Annotated in this window: 17 protein-coding genes; 4 read left to right on the forward strand and 13 right to left on the reverse strand. The window is 42.9% G+C overall.

All coding sequences use genetic code 11. The features are described 5' to 3' along the window. Nucleotides 1–512: hypothetical protein (locus tag R7E47_RS08365; protein ID WP_171343225.1), on the reverse strand; the 512-nt coding region annotated here is incomplete at its 3' end. A gap of 152 nt (nt 513–664) precedes the next feature. Beyond that, a complete protein-coding gene (locus R7E47_RS08370; protein WP_225478180.1) occupies nt 665–2,101 on the reverse strand; it encodes an arylsulfatase in 1,437 nt (478 codons plus the stop codon). A gap of 247 nt (nt 2,102–2,348) precedes the next feature. Between R7E47_RS08370 and R7E47_RS08375 the strand changes: the two genes are divergently transcribed. Continuing rightward, nucleotides 2,349–3,866: an arylsulfatase gene (locus R7E47_RS08375; RefSeq protein ID WP_033905220.1), complete on the forward strand. Its 1,518-nt coding sequence runs from the start codon at nt 2,349–2,351 to the stop codon at nt 3,864–3,866. Between the two features lie 107 nt (nt 3,867–3,973). Here R7E47_RS08375 and R7E47_RS08380 read toward each other — a convergent pair whose 3' ends face one another. From R7E47_RS08380 to R7E47_RS08390, 3 genes are all read right to left on the reverse strand, one after another. Further along, the gene (locus R7E47_RS08380) at nt 3,974–4,972 is read right to left on the reverse strand and encodes an HAD family hydrolase (RefSeq protein ID WP_318084076.1); all 999 of its coding nucleotides are present in this window, start codon (nt 4,970–4,972) and stop codon (nt 3,974–3,976) included. Between the two features lie 162 nt (nt 4,973–5,134). Further along, nucleotides 5,135–6,232: a hypothetical protein gene (locus tag R7E47_RS08385; RefSeq protein WP_318084078.1), complete on the reverse strand. Its 1,098-nt coding sequence runs from the start codon at nt 6,230–6,232 to the stop codon at nt 5,135–5,137. Nucleotides 6,233–6,285: 53 nt separating this feature from the next. Continuing rightward, complete coding sequence (locus tag R7E47_RS08390; RefSeq protein WP_033905217.1) at nt 6,286–7,611, reverse strand: anaerobic sulfatase maturase; 1,326 nt, start codon at nt 7,609–7,611, stop codon at nt 6,286–6,288. A gap of 238 nt (nt 7,612–7,849) precedes the next feature. Here R7E47_RS08390 and R7E47_RS08395 point away from each other — a divergent pair, with 238 nt between their 5' ends. Continuing rightward, nucleotides 7,850–8,587: a formylglycine-generating enzyme family protein gene (locus R7E47_RS08395; protein ID WP_373921278.1), complete on the forward strand. Its 738-nt coding sequence runs from the start codon at nt 7,850–7,852 to the stop codon at nt 8,585–8,587. Between the two features lie 37 nt (nt 8,588–8,624). Here R7E47_RS08395 and R7E47_RS08400 read toward each other — a convergent pair whose 3' ends face one another. Further along, the gene (locus R7E47_RS08400; protein WP_318084080.1) at nt 8,625–10,955 is read right to left on the reverse strand and encodes a tetratricopeptide repeat protein; all 2,331 of its coding nucleotides are present in this window, start codon (nt 10,953–10,955) and stop codon (nt 8,625–8,627) included. A 388-nt stretch (nt 10,956–11,343) separates the two neighbouring features. On the opposite strand from R7E47_RS08400, the gene R7E47_RS08405 reads away from it, so the two are divergent. Continuing rightward, nucleotides 11,344–12,909 carry an arylsulfatase gene (locus R7E47_RS08405; RefSeq protein ID WP_005377767.1) on the forward strand — a complete coding sequence of 522 codons (1,566 nt, stop codon included), beginning with the start codon at nt 11,344–11,346 and terminating at the stop codon, nt 12,907–12,909. 188 nt (nt 12,910–13,097) lie between these two features. Here the strand turns inward: R7E47_RS08405 and R7E47_RS08410 are convergent, their stop codons facing one another. The 7 genes from R7E47_RS08410 to R7E47_RS08440 form a co-directional block, all read right to left on the reverse strand. Further along, nucleotides 13,098–14,519, reverse strand: a complete 1,422-nt coding sequence (locus R7E47_RS08410) for an aspartate kinase (protein ID WP_047100661.1) — start codon at nt 14,517–14,519, stop codon at nt 13,098–13,100. Nucleotides 14,520–14,605: 86 nt separating this feature from the next. Beyond that, nucleotides 14,606–14,992: an ectoine synthase gene (locus R7E47_RS08415; protein WP_005377769.1), complete on the reverse strand. Its 387-nt coding sequence runs from the start codon at nt 14,990–14,992 to the stop codon at nt 14,606–14,608. A 14-nt stretch (nt 14,993–15,006) separates the two neighbouring features. Continuing rightward, complete coding sequence (gene ectB / locus R7E47_RS08420) at nt 15,007–16,272, reverse strand: diaminobutyrate--2-oxoglutarate transaminase (protein WP_017820939.1); 1,266 nt, start codon at nt 16,270–16,272, stop codon at nt 15,007–15,009. Between the two features lie 34 nt (nt 16,273–16,306). Next, the gene (gene ectA / locus R7E47_RS08425; protein ID WP_005393379.1) at nt 16,307–16,840 is read right to left on the reverse strand and encodes a diaminobutyrate acetyltransferase; all 534 of its coding nucleotides are present in this window, start codon (nt 16,838–16,840) and stop codon (nt 16,307–16,309) included. A gap of 314 nt (nt 16,841–17,154) precedes the next feature. Then, nucleotides 17,155–18,813 carry a BCCT family transporter gene (locus R7E47_RS08430; protein WP_005377772.1) on the reverse strand — a complete coding sequence of 553 codons (1,659 nt, stop codon included), beginning with the start codon at nt 18,811–18,813 and terminating at the stop codon, nt 17,155–17,157. 192 nt (nt 18,814–19,005) lie between these two features. Continuing rightward, on the reverse strand, nt 19,006–19,752 hold the full coding sequence (locus tag R7E47_RS08435) for a 3'-5' exonuclease (RefSeq protein ID WP_285400532.1): 747 nt from the start codon (nt 19,750–19,752) through the stop codon (nt 19,006–19,008). Beyond that, on the reverse strand, nt 19,752–21,632 hold the full coding sequence (locus R7E47_RS08440; protein ID WP_005377775.1) for a DUF294 nucleotidyltransferase-like domain-containing protein: 1,881 nt from the start codon (nt 21,630–21,632) through the stop codon (nt 19,752–19,754). The genes R7E47_RS08435 and R7E47_RS08440 overlap by 1 nt, the downstream gene beginning before the upstream one ends. 438 nt (nt 21,633–22,070) lie before the next feature. Here R7E47_RS08440 and proV point away from each other — a divergent pair, with 438 nt between their 5' ends. Then, complete coding sequence (proV, locus tag R7E47_RS08445; protein ID WP_017633996.1) at nt 22,071–23,258, forward strand: glycine betaine/L-proline ABC transporter ATP-binding protein ProV; 1,188 nt, start codon at nt 22,071–22,073, stop codon at nt 23,256–23,258.

Below are 23,258 nucleotides of genomic sequence, written 5' to 3' on the forward strand. Positions count from 1 at the left end.
AGCCACTCATCGCTTATCTTGAGTGCGTCACCTTGAATCGTGACACTAGGAACTTCAAACTGGTTTTCGTATCCATCGCCGCCATCAAGAATATCCACCGTTAATATAGCATCGGGATTCAACCGCTCAGGAGCCTGAGTCTCAGAAGTTGGGTTCTCTCTTTCTTGCACTGCTGGCCTAGTAACATAGCCATTAGAAACGAGTTGCTCAGGTAAAACAGCGCGAATATAGGCAACAAAACTTAACCCACCAGAAGACTCACTAAAATCTCGAACGCTCTGATTAAAAGTGGATTCAATACCGTTTTGAGATGCAATTAAAAGATCATTCGAACTCGATTCATCCTCACTTGTTGTATCTTCATTAAATGCAATATCGAGAATGTCAGTATTAAGAACAACCACCTCTACTTCTGGAACTAATTGTTCGTTGGGCAACATTTGGATCCAAGAACCGTCACTTAAAACCGCCCAAAGAACATTACCGATTTGAATGTAGAGTATTGGCTGCATAATTCGCCCCATATGAAACAACGAACTTTAAGTATGGTCGACGAATATGACTGTTCAAATGAAACTAGAAAAAACATGGCCCTAAATGGCTCTAATGAGATATTGAACCAAAAACATACCTCATGTATGCGAGAAAGAGCCATTGGGATAAACTACTTCTGGCGTAACCCATCCACTGGAAATTGATTGAAATTCCCCTTGCTACAATCGGGCTCATATCCAAATGGAGCAGGGAAAGGAATCGTATCGCAGCTTGTTGAAACGGAAGATTCAAACTTTACTCTCTTTCCTATCATGATAGGAAATAACCATGTGGCATTATTTCTTAAATCAAACTCCTCTTTAGGGTCATCAATCAAATTGTATATTTCAGGGATCTGTAATGGGCGCCCTTTCTCCGGCATGATATCTTGATCAATAAAGTGCATCTTGTAATTTTCCCACTTATAAGCGTAGGTTTCAGATCCATTGTTAACGATGAAACCATCTCGATTAGACTTTTCACTATCTCCCTTTAAAAAGGCCCACTGATCAATACTATCTATTGTTCTATCGCTTGGTAATTTGTATCCACCGACATGAGAAAGTGAGGCAAATAGATCCACAACATGGATAATTTCATCACTCACTCTGCCCGGTTTGATGTGGTTAGGCCAAGAGGCAATAAATGGTGTTCGGAGAGAGCCTTCAAGAGCCGTAAAGTACGCACCACGCCATGGCCCGCTAGAGCCTTGGTATGGCATATGCCACTCTGGACCGTTGTCAGAAAACCAAATCACTAGTGTATTGTCTTTAATTCCTGCTTTTTCTATTGCACCAATAACTTGCCCAGCTCGAAAATCTATCTCAGCTAACACATCTGAGTAATTTCCTTTGCCTGTTTTACCAATAAAATCAGGATGAGGTAGCGTCGGTAAATGTGGTTGAGTAAAAGTAATTACAGAGAAAAATGGCTTATTCTCTTTCACATTTCGATTTATAAAATCTGTGGCATGTTCAACTAGCTCACTGTCAATCGTTCTACGTGAGTCCAAATTATATTCTTTGACCCCTTTAGGATCCTGCCCTGCTCTAGCTGAAAGGATTTGAGGTTTAGGTAATATAGCTTTATAACCGGGTTGAGAGCTATATTCTGACTCATCCGTCGTATTTGCAATGCCATACCATTCATCAAAGCCTTGATCCGTTGGAAAGCGCCCTTTTTGGTCTCCCAAATGCCATTTCCCGTAAAGGCTCGTGTTATATCCTTGTTCCTTAAACTTCTCTGCAATGGTTATCTCCCAGTTCACCATACCGTAAGGCACTCCCCAAACAACCTTATCTGTCCCAGACCTAAGCGCTCGCCTCCCCGTCATGAATGAGGAGCGAGTTGGCGTGCATTGCGGTTCCACATTAAAATTAGTAAGGCGTACACCTTCTCTAGCAAGTTGATCTAAGTTTTTAGTTTCAACACCTCTGGTACTCCCATAGGAACTTAGTTCTCCCCACCCAAGGTTATCAACCAACATTACCACGACATTTGGTGTCTCTTCCGCAACCACTTCTAACGGGATACATAGAAACAGGATAGTTGCTAGTTTATTTTTCATAGTGTCGCCTTTCATTGAAATTCAATCCTGTAAGTGCGTCTTATCACACTTAAAACACACTAAAGTCTAGTTCATGTTAATTAACATTTTTGAAAAACAGGGATTACTTGGAAGCAACAAAAAACCTCTACTATATTCAACTAACTACATTGTCTCATTTGGTGTCATCTCACTCGACTTCGCCATGATGAACACAATTAGTAACGTTATATAACGATAATGGATTCATTTATCGCGGAGGATTTTCATGCGAAACTCGATTAAAAAGGTAATGGCATTGGTCGGTACATTAGCTGCGTCCACAGCCTTTGCTGCCGATAAGCCCAACATCCTTGTGTTCTGGGGTGACGATGTAGGTGTATACAACATTAGTGCGTATCACAATGGTATGATGGGAGGGAAGACTCCTAACATTGATAAAATCGCCAATGAAGGTGCCATTTTCACAGACGCTTACGCACAACAGAGTTGTACTGCCGGACGAGCCTCATTTATTCTGGGTCAACATCCGTTTCGTACCGGTCTATTGACTATTGGTATGCCCGGCGCAAAAGAGGGTATTCAATCGAAAGATCCTACTATCGCAGAGTTACTTAAAAATCACGGCTATGTGTCTGGTCAGTTTGGTAAAAACCACCTTGGTGATCAAGATGAGCACCTACCAACTAACCATGGGTTTGATGAGTTCTTTGGTAACCTATACCATTTAAACGCGGAAGAAGAGCCTGAGTCTGAGTTTTATCCAAAAGATCCAGAGTTTCGTAAAAAATTCGGACCTCGAGGCGTGTTGAAGGCGACTGCGGATGGCAAAATCGAGGACACAGGTCCCCTTACTCGTAAGCGTATGGAAAACGTAGACCGAGAGTTCATGGATGCTAGCTTGGCATTTATGGAAAAAGCAGTAAAAGAAGACAAACCATTCTTTATTTGGCATAACTCAACCCGTATGCACGTCTGGACACATTTGAGTGAAGAATATCAAGGGAAGTCAGGTTACGGCTTATACGCCGATGGCATGATGGACCTAGATGATCAAGTAGGTGTCATGCTTGATAAACTTGAAGAGCTAGGCGTAGCAGATAACACCATTGTTGTTTTTAGTACTGATAATGGCGCTGAGAAATTTACCTGGCCAGATGGTGGTACTACACCGTTCAAGGGCGAAAAAGGTACGACTTGGGAAGGCGGATTCCGCGTTCCGATGATGGTACGCTGGCCTGGAAACATTAAACCAGGAACGGTTATCAACGATATCTTTTCACAAGAAGACTGGATGCCAACTCTACTAGCAGCTGTGGGCGAACCTGATGTGAAAGAAAAACTATTGAAGGGTCATAAAGCAGCGGGCAAAACCTTTAAAGCACATTTAGATGGCTACAACCAACTTGATCTGCTGACTGGTAAAGCTGATGAAGGCGCACGCAAAGAAATCTTTTACTTCGATGCTGGTGGTAATTTAAACGCCGTTCGTTATAAAGACTGGAAGATCCACTTCAGTGTTATGGAGGGTGCCATTAATGAGGCATACCGCAAAACACCTAGTTGGCCTTTGATTGTAAACCTTCGTATGGATCCATTTGAGGTCGGTCCAGATGCAGCACTTTACGTCAGACATTTTTACGCTGATCAAATGTGGATGTTCGTTCCTGCTCAAGCTATCGTGCGTAAGTTCCTAGAGACATTTAAGGAGTTCCCTGCAACGAAAGGTAGCTCGTTAAGTATTGAAAAAGTGGTAGAAACAATGACACAGCAACCTAGAAACTAGACCCTAGGTATCGAAGCTATTGTGGAATTAACTAAGGCCTCAATTGTGAGGCCTTTTATTTCGTTGCAATTGTTTGGTTGCAGCAAGTTATGGTCAAACAAAGATTATCATTTAGTGCTCTCTTTAAACACTTGATTCCAATCTTGTTTCATATCGACAAATAGCCAACCTTGCTCTTCACCTACTTTAAACGATTTATCTAACTTACCAACATGAGAATCTTTATCATACGCCCATTCACGCTTGTCATCCGTGTGATGGATAATCGCAGAAAATCTTGGACCTGAACCTGCTTTCGTCCACTCTAACATCTGTAAATCACCATCAGAATTACCAAACGCCATGACCGGACGTTTGCCAATGAAGTTTTGAATCGTCACAGGCTTTATTGCTTTGTCATTGACAAAGTCTATTTCCGGCATGCGTTGGATGGTAGGTTTTCCATCAACACTTTGATATTCCGCCTTTAACGTCGTCCCCACGATGTTTTGCGTTGGAATGCCGTATACTTCCGGCGCCCAAACGCGCATAAATTCAATTCCGCCTCCAGAAACGATGTAGGTCTGATAGTCGTTCGCTCTTAAATAGTCGAGCAGTTCGAGCATAGGTTGATAGACCATTTCAGTGTATGGTCTACCCGTTGTTGGATGGACAGCCGTTTTCAACCATTCCTTAACTTCTTGATGAAACTGTTCAGTAGACATTCCAGAATGGGTTGCCATAACAAGCTTCATTACACCTTCGAGTCCTTGTTTACCAATCCCCTCCATGTCACCTTTTAATGCGGAAGCAAAGGGTTCGGTTGTCTTCCAATCAGGATGCTCAGAGGCCATTTCTTTTACTCTATCGATCGCAAAAAACAACTGTAGATAAACAGGCTTTTCTGCCCAAAGTGTTCCATCATTATCAAACGTCGCGATTCGTTGGCTTTCAGGCACATAGGAATCCGAACCTTGGGTCGTTGTTTTCGTAACAAACGCCATAATAGCTTGCTTAGCGTCAGTGTTGTTCCATGACGGAAGTGGATCTTGCATATCAGCAGCAACAGCGTAACTAGACAGAGCAAAACCTGTTGCTAAGACAATCGCCTTTAACTTTATAGCCATCTTAATTCCTTATATTGAGGTGCTAGGTGCGAATCCAATCAAAAGTATAGTTCAAGTGAAACAGGCGCATATTGAACTGAAATATCCAACGACCACCAAAGAGTGACGCTGTCACTAAATTGGTTCACTATTTTATTGAAATAGGAACATGGAATTTAACGATTAGAGTTTAAATTCATTGGCTTCAACTGATGTAGAGGCACTTTTACGTCCCTTTTTCTGATTGAGCTCTTCAATAACATAGTCGGGAGCGACCTTCGTTAGCTCTGTTAAGCAGTCATCCGTTTTAGGGTTGCCGTATCTAACATAGATGTCACACACGGCATACAATTGTTCTGGAGCACCGGATATCAAATACGCTTGCTCAAAAGCGTTGACAGACTTCTTCAAGTCTAACTCTTCTTGCAGAACACCATTTAAGTACCAAAAGTAACTGTTCGTCTTTGCCATCGTCGCAGCTTTGTCTATTTCAAACGCCGCTTCTTTCTTTTTGTCTAATCTAACCAAAGCGAGAGATTTAGAATAATGCAGCGAGGCATCTTCTGAATTTAGCTTGATACCCTCGTCAAGCACGTTGATAGCTTTTTGGTCTAGCTGTTGCGTTCGGAAGTTGTCTGCGTAGCTTAACCAAACTTGAGGGTTGTTTGGCTCAAGCTTAGTTAACTCTGGGTATATCAGCGCCGCTTTATCCCAATCACGATGCCAACGGTAAACGTCTGCAAGTAATAACTTGGAAACATTATCGTTCTTACTGGACAAGTGTGCTGTCAGCTCTGAAACAGGCCCCTCAAGTGACTGCTGTTGCTCCGAACTCAAATTGGCGTAATCTCGAACGAGGTTAATCGCTGCTGTAATTCGCACCATGGCGGCGTCATCACTCAATAATGGTGAAATCAAACGCCAACGGTGCTCAATCATATATGGCTGTGCTCCCACAATCGCAGCTTCGCGAATACCTGCATCTTCATCCTGCAACCCACGCGCAACTGCAACCAATGCATTTTGGCTTGGATAGTTGGCTAACTCACGTAAAGCATCAATACGTTTTTCTGAAGACAACTTTTTATTTTGCACATCATAAGACAGCTTTTCGACTCGTTGCGCCGGTGTCATTTGAGCTTCTTGTGGAGTGACAACCGTTGTCGGCGATACTTGATCTGGGTCTAGCAATGTTGTTTCTTGTGCCACTGCTGCTTGACTCGCAGCAATGCCGATCGAGATCACGAGTAATGATTTAGAGAGCAGCTTAATTTTTTGCATTCAATAACCTATATTCTTTCATTTCCGGGCCTGTAGCAGGCGTAGTGACTATCTTAAAACTTCGTTTCAAACACAGTCTGTGTTTGAGTAGCTTGCTGGCGTAGAATCTGGTCACTGTATTTACCGTGAACCACTGGGTTACCTGTCGCTCGTAAGATGTACGCCATCGACTGATCAACATGGGTAAAAAACTTCTTCCAACCCGCGCAGAGATAATTAAGACCAGGCTCACCTTGCCTAGTACGGATAAAACGGTTTTTCGGACATTCTCCAAAACATGCAAATTGATAATCACATTGAAGGCACTGTTGGGGCAGCGTACGACTTTTAGCAAACCCAAATTTCTGCTGCTTAGAGCTATAAGCGAGCGTATCGAGCTTTTCGTGATGAATGTTTCCAACCTTATATTCTGGGTACACGTAATGATCACACGCAAACACATCACCATTAGGCTCCATTGCTAAGCCCTTCCCGCAGATTTCACCTAACGTACACAGTGGGTTTTTTCTGCCCATCCAGGTTTCGATACTGGCTTCAAAGTACTGCACAAACACGTTGCCGATATCGTGTAAAACCCATTCATTGAAAATCGCGATCAGAAAATTTCCCCATGCTTCATCCGCAACGCAAAAAGGCTCAACAACGGCATCTTTATGACCTGGGATCAACCGTTTATCTCCTTGCTTTAGTTGCTCGTTTGGCTCCCAAGTTTGAGGGGCGGTTGTTCTGAATGTTTTCTGCTCAACTATTGGAATAAACTGCATTTGAGGGGAGCGTACTTCATCTCGCAAGAATCGGTACACTTCAAGTGGGTTACGGCTGGTCAAGTTGTTAACACAAGTGAGCGTAGCAAACTTTACTTCGTGCTTATGTAATAGTTCAACCGCATTCATGACTTGCCGGAATGTGCCTCTACCAGCTCGGTTTGTTCGATAAGCGTTATGCATCATTTCTGGGCCATCAATGCTTAAACCGACGAGAAAGTTGTTCGCCTTTAAAAACTCACACCATTCATCGTTAAGCAGTGTGCCATTAGTCTGGAGATCATTGGAGATCGTAATGCCATCGGGACGGTATTTATTCTGTAGCTCAACAATTGTCTTGAAATAATCCAAACCTAGCATTGTCGGCTCACCACCCTGCCAAGAGAAAATAATTTCAGGTGTATTTTGTCCCGCTATATATTGACGGATATAGGTCTCGAGCGTTTCCTCATCCATGACTGGTGAGCAGCCTGGCTTGTACTCAAGTAAATCTTGTTTGCTTAGGTAGTAACAATAGGTGCAATCGATATTGCACACTGCACCGATAGGTTTCGCCATGACATGTAATCGCTTGGATGCTTTTCCATTGAACTGCGGACCTTGAGTTATGTGCATTCATCACCTTCTTAGTTGCTAGCCTGTGCCCAACGGCGTTAAGACTAATTATTAAGTTAATCGCCTAGTGTGATGATAATGTTCAATTATTCGTGGCGCTTGTTATAGTGTGTATAACTGTTTTTCATAGACTTGCCTGATAAAATTCTTTGATCATAAATGTTGATGGAGCTCCCCTATGAAGCATTCCAAAAGTAATACTCTTTACCTTGGTGCCGCTATTTCGATTTCGCTAATTATGACTGGATGTGCAACAACACAACCTAGCCCTCTTGCTCAAAAAATCGATCAAGATATGGTTCTTATTGAAGGCGGACAATTTACGATGGGCTCGGATAATCCATCAGCAAATAAATCCGAGCGCCCGGCCCGCACCGTTCGCGTGGAAGATTTCTATTTGGCAAAATTTGAGGTAACCCAAGAGTTATTCGAATCGGTTACAGGCTCTTCTCTGAGTTATTTTAGAAACCCAAATACGCCCGTGAATAACATTAGCTGGCAACAAGCCAATTATTTTATAAAGAAATTGAATGAAAAAACGGGAGAGCACTATCGTTTACCCACCGAAGCAGAATGGGAGTTTGCAGCGAAAGGGGGGAATCTAAGTCAAGGATTCACTTACGCGGGGTCTGATGATATTAACGACGTTGCCTGGTATGCCAGTAACTCAAACAATAAAGCACACAAGGTAGGTCAGAAAAAACCGAATGAGCTTGGCTTATACGATATGACGGGTAATGTTGGTGAGTTTGTTATTGATGCCTTTGATGAAGGCTATTACAAATCGGCACCAAGTGATAATCCGGTAAACGCAAAAGATGAAAAAGAAAGCCTGGCACACAAGTCTGTACGAGGTGGTAGCTTTGCCTATGATGCTGACGAATCCGAAAACTATCGTCGCGATTTTGCTAGCCAGTCAGTCATCATGTCCGACATGGGGCTGAGATTAGCGAAAGACGCTGATTACACTAAGTAAGAAAAAAGTGGAGCGATAAAAGCTCCACTTTTGGTAATTAGCTCCTATTGACCCCGACAATAGAGGCTTTAAGCTGATCAATAGCTTGTTTAGGTGCATAGTGACTAAGCTCTTGTATGCACCTATCGAAAGCAAAAGCGACAGCACCTTTTTTATGATTTCTCGCTAGAACCTCGCATTGAGCAAACAAGTGTTGTGGATTGCCACCGACTTCAAATGCTGTATGCAACGCTTTACTGGCTTCTAGAACATCGCTTTTTTCTAAAGCTAGACCGTACACGTACCAATAATGCGCATTAGTTTCACCAACTTCTGCGGCGCGTCTAAGTAGCTTTTTCGCATCATCGGCTTTGCCTTGACGTAACAAAGAAAGACCTGCGCTGTATGGTAATGTGCTGGATTTAGGTTGAGCTTTCATCCCTTGTTGTAGCACCGTGAGCGCAGCTTCTTCTTTACCTAGGTGACGATACAAATCTGCTAGGTTAACGTAGCTATTTTCGAAATAGGGTTCGATGCTGATCGCTTGTTTATACAGCTCGGCCGCTTTGTCGATTTCACCTAAGCTGCGGTACACATTCGCCAAATTGGTTCTTCCGAAACCACGATCGGCATTAAACTCTTGAATTTCCATGTACTCTTCTAAAGGCGATTTAATGATATCTTTTTGTAAAGGGGTCATTTGTGCGTAGTTCGCTACCAGCACCGAGGCAGCTTCCGCTCTCACTGAAAGCACCGGGTCACCAAGCAATGGCTCTAGAATCCGCCACCGATCATGAAATTCATAACCAGACGAGCCTGAAATTGCCCCTAATCGAACCATTTCATTCTCATTCTTAACGGCCCTAGCCAAAGATACTGTTGTATTTTGGTCAGTGTTGCCCCCCATTCTCTCCAGGGCTGAGGCGCGAATAATGTCTTTTAAAGACGAATCCTGAGCAGAGTATGCCAACGCATTTGCTGCTCCTTGATGACCAATTGAATCCGCATAAAATGCGACAGCAAAATGTTGTTGATTACGATACTTCGAATTCGGGTACCATTCTGCTATCTGTTCATCGGCCCATTGATTGCTTTTATCTTCATGGCATGACATGCAAACATTGGGCGTTCCAATGTGTTTGCTCAAATCCGGTCGTGGAATATGCCAACTGTGGTCTCTACGAGGATCGACTTGCATGTAAGTCGTTTCTGGCATGTGACAAGTCGTACATTGCGATGCTTCAGATCCAGCCTTATGAAAGGTATGCTTTTCAGGTGTATATTCCGATGCAATATGGCATTGCGAACATACTGCCTCTTCTGGGATCGTTAACTCTGCCGTGTGTGGATCATGGCAATTAGTGCACGTGACCCCCTTCTCTGCCATTTCAGATTGAAGAAACGAACCATAAACATAATCTTCGTCGTAAATCTGTCCATCATGATAGTAGAGTTCAGGTGTTATAAGGCTTAAGCGATATTTATCAAAAAAAGAACCTTTAACATGATCACCTGTTTCATTTAACTGGGTTCGGCGACTATGGCATTGAGCGCATGTTTGCACTTGATTGGTTGCTTCAATTGATTTCGGCTGTAACGTACTATGGCCTTCCTCAAACACCCAATCCGACACTGCTTTAGACAAATTTCGATCAAAGCCATAATGGCTGTCATGCTCAAAAGAAGTGCCAGCATTTTTGTATTTCTTGGCCAGTTCTATGTGCTGACTAGCGGGACCATGGCATGCTTCGCATCCCACATTAATCTCTGACCATGAGCTGTTGTAAGTGTTTTTGTCAGCGTCGTAATTCTTCTTTAGGTTCGTTGAATGGCAATCAGCACACATGAAGTTCCAATTTTGCCCGGTATTGGTCCAATAGAATTCATCCGTTGTTGTCGTTTCTGGATAAAGATGAAACCAACGCTGTCCCCCTTCAACTTTAGCTCGTGTGTCCCAAGCAAAAGGAATAAGCTGCACGCGGCCATCTTCAAACTCGACCATGTACTGCTGTAATGGCTCCCAGCCAAATGTATAGCTGATCTTATAGTCACGCCATTGCCCGTCAGCACCTTGAATATTGACCCAAAATTCGTCGCCTTTTTTAAAAAAACGATTAGGCATTCCTTTGTGCGTTACAACATGGTTATCAAAATCACCACGCACAGAGGTTGTACTTGCATGCTTCATGGCCATATCGTGATGTGACCCTTTCCAGGCCTCCACCTCTTTTTGGTGGCAATCTATACAAGCTTGTGTGCCAGCATATTCTGGATTTAAGCCTGAAGGAATATTTGGTTTCTCTGTTAATAACTCTTGAGAAAAAGCCATAAAACTGACAACAACGTTGACCAGCAATAAAATGCGAAACCGGCCTGCCCACTGACTCATAGATATCCTTATATTTATAATGTACAACCTAAATCAATATAGACACTAAATCACTGGTTATACAAATAATTACAAGCAATACATAACGACTTTAGTATTGCTTTAGGACCGTAAAACAAGCGAGCATCCTATTGTTTTTCATTTCCATCCCCTCTTCTACTACGCAATAAAAATAAGGCTCTTAAGTGATCTAAATCTACTTTACGAATCTCTACAAACTAACAGAACAATCCTATTTCTTTTTAATTAACAAATGGTTACAACCTAGCAATAACTTATGGTTATATCGAGTATAAGAGGATTTTTCTATATACATCATTAACTTATGCAGCAACTAAGCATAAGGCTCACTTGTGCTTATCTTTACTCTCAACAATCTGGAGTTTTTATGGCAAATCAATTGAGCAAAATCGCTGTAGGCGCAGGACTGTTAGCGGCGTCCAGTGCCGCTATGGCAGCCGACAAACCGAATATTCTGGCAATTTTTGGTGACGATATCGGCTACTGGAATATCAGCGCATACAACCAAGGTATGATGAGTTACAAAACGCCAAACATCGACCGTATAGCGAATGAAGGCGCGTTGTTCACAGATCACTACGGACAACAGTCTTGTACTGCTGGTCGCGCGGCCTTTATTACAGGTGAAGAGCCATTTCGTACGGGTTTGTTAACAATTGGTATGCCAGGCTCTGACCACGGTATACCTGATTGGGCGCCAACCATTGCAGATCTGTTAAAAGAACAAGGTTACATGACGGGTCAATTTGGTAAAAACCACTTAGGTGACCAAGATAAGCACTTACCGACCAAACACGGCTTTGACGAATTCTTCGGTAACTTATATCACCTAAACGCAGAAGAAGAGCCTGAAACTTATTACTACCCTAAAGACCCAGAGTTTCGTAAAAACTATGGCCCTCGTGGTGTCATTAAGTCTTATGCCGACGGTAAGATTGAAGACACTGGCCCGATGACACGAAAACGTATGGAGCACGCAGATGAAGAGTTCCTAGAGAGCTCTTTGGCATTTATGGAAAAAGCAGTTAAGGCGGATAAACCCTTCTTTATTTGGCATAACGCCACTCGTATGCACGTTTGGACTCGCTTGCAGGAAAAATACCAAGGTAAATCAGGTGTAAGCATTTATGCCGATGGTATGCTGGAACATGATGATCATGTAGGTGTTTTACTCGACAAGCTGGATGAGCTAGGTGTTGCAGACAACACTATCGTTATCTACTCAACGGACAACGGCGCAGAAACCATGACTTGGCCAGATGGTGGGGCAACACCATTCCATGGTGAAAAAGGTACAACTTGGGAAGGCGGTATGCGTGTTCCTCAACTGGTTCGTTGGCCAGGCGTCATTAAACCAGGAACCAAGATCAATGAAATGATGGCGCACCAAGACTGGTTGCCTACATTATTGGCAGCTGCTGGCGTACCTGATGTAAAAGAAAAACTGGCAGAAGGCTACAAAGCAAATGGCAAAGAATGGCGTGTACATTTAGATGGTTATAACTTCATGCCATACTTTGAAGGTAAGGAAGAAAAAGGCCCTCGTGAGTCGCTGCTTTACTTTACGTCTAATGGTGAATTAAACGCTGTCCGCTGGAATGACTGGAAACTTCACTTTGCAACGCTTGAAGGGAACCTAAGTAACGCAGTTCGTTTTGCTCCGAACTGGCCTAAAATCATCCACCTACGCGCTGACCCATTCGAAAAAGGCCCAAGCGAATCACAAATGTACTTGCGTTGGATGGCTGACAACATGTGGCTATTTGTACCTGTACAAGACGTTGTGGGAGAGTTCTTTAAAACACTTCCAGAATACCCAATGCAACGTGGCACAGCGATGAACCCTGCTTCACTAAACTACGACTCTCTAAAAATGCAAGAGAAGCTGCAGCAACTAGACAAAGTTGAACAAGAAATCAGCAAGTTTAAGTAAACTAAGTTAACGTTAGTTAATCAGTAACATTAAGCCAGCAGACCATTCTGCTGGCTTATGTGTATCGCCACATAGGAACTTACTTAAATCGTCTGTTTAGCCTATAAAAAGCGGGCATTGTGAGTACAAACTGAAAAACAAAAAAGGAGAGCTAACCTGCTCTCCTTTGTATTTTAACCGTGGATAAACTAAGCCACATTAACCGATTTAGCTAAACTGCTACTTTGGAAAAACTCATCATGCAATGCGCAAATCGCGTGCTGGTATTCCTTATCACCGACAACAAATTGAACATTTACATTTCTCAACGATGAGTGCAGTGCAACTGGCGTAACGCCATTATTCATCAATGCAAGTACACCTTTTGCCAACGTCTTGTTGGTATCAATTTGAGAACCAATGGCTGAGATAAGCGCGACCATACGGCCTTTAATCGAGGCATTCGGATAACGTTTCTCGGCTTTATACAATACTTTGTTTAAGCTATCAGAACTGCCACCTAGATAGTAAGTAATAGAGTTAGCGTTCATCTCTTTACCAACCAAACTTACACGAGCATCTGAGATGATTTCCATCAATTCGTAACTAACGTTATCGGCTTTTCCCACCATTGCTTGGTCAAACAAATGCAGTGCAAATACTTTTTCTTTACCTGCGATGATCTCGACTTTGTCTTCTTCTGGGCGGTAGCTTGAAGAGATCAAAGTACCTTCGTGTTCAGGTTCGAATGTATTTTTAATCTGTAGCTCAATACCACTTTCACGTAAACCCGCAGCGGCATTGGGGTGAATCGCTTCCATGCCAAGGTTGGCAAGTTGGTCTGCTACGTCATAGTTTGTACTACCAATTGGTAATACTTTTTCAGGGCCAACAACGCGTGGATCTGCTGAGCTCAAGTGGTACTCTTTGTGAATTACTGCTAAATCCGCTTTTGTTATTGCTGCAATTCGGCTAAATGTCATCTCACTATAACCTCGGTCATAAGTGTGCATTAGGCCCTCTTTACAGTAAGCATAACCTGTCACGATTGGCAGTTCTTTTGATACATCGATATCAGCAAACGCGTCACTGATCGACTCATCAAGGCTTCTTGGCGCTTGATTATCCCAACCAGACAGGTCAACGAACTTAGCGTTAATACCCATATTTTTTAGTTTTAGTGCTGTGTTGTAAGCACTATGTGCCTCACCGATAGACGAGAGAAACTCTCGAATTTGAGGCAAGTACTGGCGCAACGAAAATTGACCGTACTGACAGGTTTCTAAAATATTCGCGATACAGTTTTTCGCTTCAGCAATGCGGGAGCGAATGAATTTATCCGCACGGATACGATTCATTGGGTCCGCAAAAATATTTTCATTGGTCAGCAACATACGGCTTTCAACGTACGCTAACGCTTCTTCCCATTTGTCGTCGCGTTTCGCGATAAGCTGATAAACGCCTGGTTTACTGGTTTTTTTACACTCGAGCAGCGCATCGGTCATACCACCGTATGCAGATACGACAAAAATACGATTGTATGGTGTTTTGGGACGAAGAATAATATTGTCGAGAACAGCATCAAATGCTGTCATTGATGTACCGCCGATTTTTTCTACGGTAAATGTCATGATAAGCCTTTTTTGATTGGTAACTTTAAAAAGAAAAAAGAAGAGATAGTAAAGTGTGGGGTGGCAAAGCACCCCACCATCATCTTTTAGTCAACGAGAGGATAAACACCGTTTTCATCGTGCACTTCAGCGCCAGTAATCGGTGGGTTAAACACACACGCCATTACCATTTCTTTATTCTTATAAGCTCTCAAGTAGTGCTCATCGTGTTTATCAAGGATGTATAATGTACCTGGTTTGATTGGGTACGTTTCTCCACCTACAACTTCAATCTCACCTTCACCACTCATACAAAACACCGATTCAAGGTGGTTTTGATAGTGAATATGAGTTTCTGTATCTTCATAAATCGTTGTGATATGGAAAGAGAAACCCATGTTGTCGTCTTTCAACAACATGCGGACACTTTCCCAGTTATCTGAAACAACACGTCGTTCGCTGTTGCGGCATTCATCTAGAGTTCTGACGATCATAATTAAAATCCTTATTAAGATGCTTGTTTGAAATGTTTCGCAGCGATAGTCTCTACTGCATTTTCAAAGATGCTTAGTCCTTGATCTAGCTCTGATTCGCTGATGGTTAGTGGACAGAAGAACTTCACAACTTCATCGTCTGGACCCGCTGTCTCTATCACCATTCCATTCTCGAAACAGTTTTTCGCAATTTCAGATGCCATGTCACCATTGATACATTCAATACCAACCATCATGCCGCGGCCTTTTTTCTGCACAAACATTTGTGGAAAGCGACGAACACAACGGTCAATCACTGCACTTACCTTGTCTGAACACTGCTTGATGTGTGTTTCAAAATCATCGTTTGCCCAGTAAATTTCTAGTGCTTTTGCAGCAGTAATAAAGGCGTGATTATTGCCACGGAACGTACCGTTATGCTCGCCTGGCTTCCACTGGTCAAGCTCAGGCTTAAGTAATACGACAGCCATCGGCAAACCGTAACCACCGATCGACTTCGATAGCGTCACGATATCCGGTTGGATACCAGACGGCTCGAAACTAAAGAAAGTACCGGTACGTCCACAACCTGCTTGAATGTCATCGACAATCACAAGAATGTCATTGGCTTTACAGATTTTGCTCAAACGTTGTAACCACTCGTTTGAAGCAGCATTTAAACCACCTTCACCCTGCACAGTTTCAAGAAGTACAGCGGCTGGTTTATCCATACCTGCAGAGTTATCATTTAGCATGGTTTCGAACAGCGCGAGACCATCTACGCCAGCGTAACCTTCAAATGGAATACGAGTGACGTTACTTAGACTAGAACCGTTACCTTGTCTGTGATGCTGGTTACCCGTTGCAGCCAGTGCGCCAGCAGTACAACCATGGAAACCGTTAGTAAACGCAACGACGCTGTCGCGGCCTTTTACTTTTTTAGCCAGCTTCAATGCCGCCTCAACAGCGTTAGTACCTGTTGGGCCCGTAAACTGAACCTTGTAATCCAAGTTTCTTGGTTTAAGGATGTAAGTATCCAACGCTTCCAGAAACGATGCTTTCGCTTCTGAGTGCATATCCAAACCGTGAGTAATACCGTCCATTTCAATGTACTCAAGCAACGCTTGTTTTAGTACTGGATTGTTATGGCCGTAATTTAGAGATCCCGCTCCAGCAAGGAAGTCTAAGTATCGTTCACCTTGTTCTGTTTCTAGCCAGCAGCCTTTCGCTTTACGAAAAACGACCGGGAAATTGTTTGAATATGAGCGTACGTTGGATTCCTGCTTTTTGAAAATATCCATGATGAGACCGTTTTTAATTCCTATTGTTTGAGGATTATTTGAGAGGAATGCGATACAAATATTCTGTATCGTGTTTGCCTTTAAAGTGGGCTTCTTCATCCAAAAATGTGCTTACTTGGCCAGAATTGCCGTTCATCGCATCTAACTTTTTGAACAGTGCCCAAGAGGCTTTATTATCTTCCGTGATGGTAGTTTCTACCGATTTAACACCGCCTAATTCCTCTCGGGTGAGAAGTTCTTTCAACATGCGGAATGCTAAACCATGACCTCTAAAGCGAGGTGAGACTGCAACTTGCCAGACAAATAAAACGTCTTGCTCGTCTGGTTTCTGATAACCGGAAATGAAACCTGCGATTTCGCCTTTTTGCTCAACCAAAATACTGGTTTTGCTGAAATGCGTAGACTGTAGGAAATTGCAATAAGATGAGTTCATGTCCAATGGAGGACAGTCTGCAATCAAGCTGTAAATGTCGTCACCATCAGAGATTTTAGGCTCACGAAAAATCCATTTTTTACTTGAGTCTTCTCCAATCTCTGGATAAAGGACCCAAGGTGCTGATGTGATCATGTGAAAATACATATCCTTTGAGGTCTAATTAAATTTCCTTTTTATTATGGGCATCCCTCGCGACTAAAAATCAAATAATCCGCCTTTTTATCGGTATTTTTGTGATCTAGATCACAAAAATAAACCTATTAACCAAAAGTTAAAATAGTTTGAGGTCTAATTTATTAAATAGTCACCCAAATGCGCAGTACAAAAAACAACCAGAATAAGACCATTTTCCATGCTGTTCATTTCTCAGAGAAAAATAGAAATCCAAAAAAAAGCGGCATGCTTTCGCATACCGCTTTTATCAATAATTTAACTGCTGATACTAGTTATTTTGATTTCTTAGAAACCGCCTTTGGACGAGGTTCATCCATCAAACCTTTTATCAAAGATACCGTTGCAACAAGCAAAACAATAGTAAATGGTAAACCAGTCGTCACCGCCATTGCTTGAGCAGCAGCTAGACCACCACCCAACATCAATGCAATCGCAACCAAACCTTCAAACGTACACCAGAACACGCGTTGTGGCGTTGGTGCATCGACCTTACCGCCCGCAGCAATAGTATCAATAACCAGTGATCCTGAGTCAGAAGAGGTAATGAAGAACACCACGACTAAGATAATGCCGACAAAAGATGTTATCTCAGCCAATGGCATAACATCTAACATGGCAAAAAGTTTTAAAGGCAGTTCTGCGTTAAACACCGCCTCGTAGCCATCATTAACGTATTGGCTAATTGCGTTACCGCCAAAAGCCGTCATCCATAACACACAAACTGAAGATGGGATAAGAATAACGCAAATAATAAACTCACGAACTGAACGACCGCGAGACACACGTGCGATGAACATACCCACAAATGGTGACCAAGAAATCCACCACGCCCAGTAAAACGCCGTCCAGCCTTGAGAGTAATTCACATCCTCTCGTCCAAATGGCATAGATAAGGCAGGGATATTAGCTACATAGGAAACGATGTTCTCGAAGAAACCAGTTAAAATCGCAATCGTCGGGCCAACAACAATAACAAATAGCAATAGCAGCGCTGCAAGACCCATGTTGATTTCAGATAAGATTTTCACGCCCTTATCGAGTCCAGCCACAACAGAGATTAAAGCGAGCGCAGTAATACCAATAATCAATATAACCTGCGTGGTATTGGTCATTGGGACATCAAACAGGAAGTTCAAACCCGTTGCGGCTTGAGACGCACCGTAGCCTAACGATGTTGCTAAACCAAAAACCGTCGCTACAACTGCAAGAATATCGATAATATGACCAGTCCAACCCCATACACGCTCACCAAACAAAGGGTAAAAAATTGAGCGCATGGTGAGTGGCAAACCTTTGTTAAATGAAAAGATAGCCAGCCCAAGAGCCAAGAGCGCGTATATTGACCACGGATGAAGTGCCCAGTGGTAAATCGTCGCAGCCATCCCTAATGCCGAAGCTGCAGTTGCATCGCCCTCTGCACCACCTAGCGGTGCCCAGTCAGTACGTACACCATTCTCAACGCTCACGCCACCAATCGCAGAACTAAAATGGGACATCGGTTCTGATACACCGAAGAATACGAGACCAATGCCCATACCCGCAGCAAATAGCATTGCCAACCATCCAGCATAGGAGTAATCCGGTGTTGCTTCAGTACCACCGATTCGTACACGGCCTAATGGTGTGAAGATCAATCCGACACAGACAATGACAAAAATATTACCTGAAGCGAGAAAAAACCAGTCTAAATTGTGCAACAAACCCGCTCGTAGGTCTGCAAAAAACGGCTCTACCTGTTCTCGGAATAATAGTGTTATCACAACAAACATGACGATTGCTAAGCCAGAAATTGCAAAAACACGGTTATGAATATCAAGGCCAAATGGGCCTACCTTTAGCGCAACGTTATCCTGACCAATTTGATAGTCAGTATCTATTGCGTTTACTTTTCCATCGGGGCGTTGAATGCCACCGTTATTATCGGTGCTCACGGATAATCTCCTTAAAAATACGTGACCAAGTTTAAATTACTTTCGTCGGAGTTCGAGTAATGAAACGTCTTCATCACTACCAAGCACATGTTCATAAAACATTGTTCTTATAAGCGGTTACTCAATCCGCCATCATAATCTTAAAGCCCCCTATCTCTCATTGCATTTTATTGTTTTCACCATAAATAACGCCTATTGCCAAACCGAAGATATTGGCATGTTTCGATTAAAGTGATACTGCAGTTGTGCTTGAAACAGCTCCGCAGTTGCTAACGCATCCGTCAGGGCATGGTGAGGTTGATAAGCAGGGAGGCCATATCTTTCACGAGCGTGCCCTAATCGTACAGAACCGGGTTTCTTGCCTTTCAACTTATTGATAAAACCTCTGCATTCACGGCGTTGTATCGCATACTCAATATCTAACGTATCAACAACAGGAAACTGTATCCCCTCTCCGATGCTATTTAGCAAGGCGTTATTAAAGAACTGCCTTTCAATGTTCTTGTAGTGAACAAGTACCACTTTGCCTGACAACGCATCCAATATTTCACCCAAGATCTGAGACAGCTGCGGCGCGTTTTTAACCTCAGAGTCAGTGATACCGTGAATAATGACAGACTCGTGGTTTAACTCTCTGTTTGGGTTAACGACCCAATGAGCAGAGCCATTACATTGAACACGATCAATAGTAAACGGGACAAGTCCGATCGTGAGAATGACATCCTCTTCCGAGTTCAATCCTGTTGTCTCAAAGTCTACCGAGACAAATGGCACTTGTTCAATTGGTGTTTCCCCATTAACCATCGGTGCCGAATAGTAGCGTTTGAGCCTCTCGTCTTTCGCTTCTTTAGCGAGTTGTTTGAACAACATTGACCACTCTGGCGTCTGGGATGTATCCAACAACGGCTGTTCTTTTTCTACTTTTTTTGAGAACCACATTATTTGCTACTTCTCTGGTATCGAAACTTAATGAAGTTCTGAGCGTTACTTAGAATTTGAAATGCTGCTTTTAAGTTTCGACGTTCAAATTCAGACATGTTCTCCGGCTCAATATTGTTGTCTGGCTCTTCTCCATTTTCTATATCAAGGGCTTGGTGACGAATTCGAACCATGTAGATTAGCTCCATCGCATCCCTTAAATCCAAACCTCGACCTTTCGGTAAAATGCCAGCATCATTAATGTCATCTAAACGGTCGAAAGAGTTTTGCGATCGGGAACCGATTGCCAGAGAATGCACCCGTATTAAATCGGCCAACGGAGCCGTCCCCCTTCGCTTCAAGTTAATCGAGTTGCGATGACGACCATCTTTCTCCATCACAAAGTCTTTGAAAAAGCCCAGTGGAGGCGTCCTACGTATTGCGTTGTACGCCATACAAGCAAGAAAGCGGTTATTTCTTTTCGCTCGTCTCACAATAAAGCTGCTTAATTGCTCCGCCCATTTCACTCGCCCATGCACACCGAGGAGATCAAAAAAGATATTACTATTTAACAACCTCTCAGGGGTTGGATTGTCTATCCAGTTTCCAAAGCATTCTTCCCATTCTGCACGAGTTTTTCGCCATTCTGGGTTGGTAGCCATAATGTCTCCAGTACAATAAGCATAGCCGCATGCCGCTAAACCATCACAAACAAATTTAGCAAACTTTTCAAAGTACTCTCCGTGAATCTCAACGTCATAACTGTTATCGAGAATAAGCGCGTTATCTTGATCCGTTACAATTAGCTGCTCATCCCTCGCCATTGAACCCATTGCGACTAAACAATAAGGAATGGGCGCTGGGCCGAACTCTTGCTCAGCTAATTCAGCGAGGCGTTGTTTGAAACTACTGCCTATAACCGACATGGCTCGACCAATCATGTGCGCGTTGGCATCTTCATTGACCATTCTTACGAAACAGTCTTTTACTTGTTCAGAAACCTGCTTGAGATCCTCGACACTGGTTTGCTGAAAAATAGAGCTCACTAGCAATAGGCTGTTCTGAGATTCGTAACGAACGATGTCCGTCATGCCAATAATTCCTATCGGCTTTTTATCTTTTAAAATTGGTAAATGATGCACGTTGTAACGCAACATGGTTAACATGGCCTCAAACACATAGGCGTTATAATCCAATGAAACCACGTCATAACTCATGACCTCACTCACTGGAATATTGGTATCAATACCTTGAGCTAGTACGCGAATGCAAAGATCGCGATCAGTCAAAATTCCAAGCAGCTGTTCGTCATCTTCTTCTGTGAGCTCCTCTGTCGGGCGAATAATGAGCAGAGAGGTGACATTTTCCTCTGCCATTAGTATCGCAGCTTCCTGAATTGAAGCCGTTGCCTCCAGAGTTACTGGATCTCTTGCTAAGATTTTACGTGCCTTAGCGGTGGTAAAGTCATTGCTTTCGGAGCGGCTAGATATTGCGCTTCGCAAACGCGCGCTATCTTCCAGTTCCATGTAGTCCGCAAAGTTTTCAAACTCATCACAAAGTTCATTGAAGATGTTTTCCGGAATACAGTAAACGAGAGTGTCTTCTATCGCTTTGGCTGGCATACGTACGCGGTTGTTCATCAACAACCCCATCTGACCAAACAGTCCACCAGCATCAATCCTGTTGTAAAGTTCACCTTTACGTCGATAAATCTCTACCGCCCCACTTCTCACCATATACAAGTCGCGGATCGTATCTCCGAAGTTAAGGATTTTTGTTCCTTGCCGAAAGTATGCAACCTCGGCATTGAGAGCAATTTTTCTAAGCTGCTCTTCAGGTAGGTCATCAAAAGGTGGGTACTGGCTAATGAAATTGAGCACTTCTAACTGTTCGGCTTCCATTTTTTATTCCATACGTTGCCTAAACTACAGCGATAAATATCACCCTGAGTGAAATCAAGCAATAAATAAATCTAAGGATAACAGTACCTAACCGATTTCACAGGACCAAGCCTTAACCAAAAATTAGAGCTCTAACCTTTTTATATGTAGAGCTCTAAGCTATCACAGCTTATATCTATGCAAGCGAGTTGAGTTGAAATGTACAAAAAAATTCAAAATAAATTCAACCCTACGTCAGGGCAACGTTATGGCGGATAAAAACACATCACAAGCAATTGTTTTAAATATAAAAAACAAGAATTGAACATACCTTGCTCAACGAATTCTCTATGCACGGCAGAACTAGTTAACCAACCCCCTTTCGTTGAAAGTTGAACTAAAATTAATTAGAGTACAAATCGTTAAACAGTTATAAACACACGAAAAAGGACAGATAACATGGATCCCATACTGGAAGTTAAGGGACTGTATAAAGTGTTTGGAGAAGACCCAGAGAGAGCCTTCTCGCTTATCGACAAAGGCGTCGATAAAGACGGTATTTTTGAACAGACAGGTTTAACAGTCGGCGTAAACGATGTATCTCTCACCATAAATGAAGGGGAAATTTTCGTAATCATGGGCCTTTCTGGCTCCGGGAAATCCACCCTTGTTCGACTTCTTAACCGGCTCATTGAGCCGACTAAAGGTAGTGTTTATCTCAAAGGAAGAGATATCGCCCACATCTCCGAGAATGAACTTCGAGAAGTTCGTCGTAATAATATCTCAATGGTGTTTCAAAGTTTCGCACTCATGCCACACATGACGGTGATTGAAAATGCCGCCTTTGGTTTAGAACTTGCCGGCATCGATGTTAATGAGCGTCAGAAAAGTGCCCTTTCCGCCTTAGAAAGAGTGGGTTTAGACCCTTATGCAGAATCTTTCCCTGACGAATTATCCGGTGGTATGAAACAGCGCGTTGGTTTAGCGAGAGCGTTAGCCTGTGATCCTGACATCCTATTAATGGACGAGGCGTTTTCCGCTTTAGACCCATTGATCCGTTCTGAGATGCAAGATGAGCTTATTCGTCTACAGAACGATGACAAACGCACAATTGTCTTCATTTCTCATGATTTGGATGAAGCAATGCGCATTGGCGACCGTATCGCCATCATGCAAAACGGTGAGGTTGTTCAGGTTGGTACACCTGATGAAATATTACACAGTCCAGCAAATGATTATGTCGAAGCCTTTTTCCGCGGCGTAAACATCGCAAGTGTCTTGACAGCAAAAGATATCGCGCGCAAGAAGCCAGCGGCTGTTTTTAAGAAATCGGAAAATGACGGTCCAGGCTCTGCGATGCAGATTCTGATGGATCACGACCGTGATTACGGTATTGTCGTCGATAAATCTAGCCGATATTCCGGCATCGTATCTCTTGATTCACTACGTTTGGCTCATAAAGAAAACCGTTCGTTAGCCAGTGCTCAATTACCGGATGAAGTTACTCTTCAGCCTGATCAGTCAATTAATGACATTTTGGGTCTGGTTGCTGGTGTTCCTTATGCCGTGCCTGTCGTAGATGAGCAAGGAACTTACTTTGGTGTCGTGACTAAATCACGTCTTCTACAAACACTAGATAAGGATTAA

The organism is Vibrio sp. Vb1026, from assembly GCF_033338745.1.
Classification (GTDB): Bacteria; Pseudomonadota; Gammaproteobacteria; order Enterobacterales; family Vibrionaceae; genus Vibrio; species Vibrio alginolyticus.